1 protein-coding gene is annotated in these 443 nt (G+C 67.3%); it reads left to right on the forward strand.

What is annotated here, in order from left to right:
- Positions 1–80: 80 nt before the first annotated feature.
- Positions 81–443: class I SAM-dependent methyltransferase (locus J5M67_RS28665; RefSeq protein WP_207888706.1), on the forward strand; the 363-nt coding region annotated here is incomplete at its 3' end.

Genomic DNA, 443 nt, shown 5'->3' on the forward strand with positions numbered 1-443 from the left:
TCCAAGCGTACACGTACGCCGAACGTCCGCCGTGCCGGCGCCGATCACTCATGCCAACATTTCACCGATCACGAATCACGATGACCCAAAACATTTACGACGATCCCGACTTCTTCGAAGGTTACGGCCAGTTGCCGCGCTCGCGCGACGGTCTCGACGGCGCGCCCGAATGGCCGTCGCTGCGTGCGATGCTGCCGAACGTCGCGGGCCGCCGCGTCGTCGATCTCGGCTGCGGCTACGGCTGGTTCTGCCGCTGGGCGGCGGAGCAGGGCGCGGCGCGCGTGCTCGGTATCGACGTGTCGGCGCGCATGCTCGACAGGGCGCGCGAGATGACGACATCGCCGGCCGTCCGATACGAGCGCGCGGACCTCGAGCGCCTGTCGCTGCCTAGCGCGAGCTTCGAGCTCGCGTACAGCTCGCTCGCGTTTCACTATGTCGAGCAC

The organism is Pseudomonas sp. 30_B, from assembly GCF_017491605.1.
Taxonomy (GTDB): Bacteria; Pseudomonadota; Gammaproteobacteria; order Pseudomonadales; family Pseudomonadaceae; genus Pseudomonas.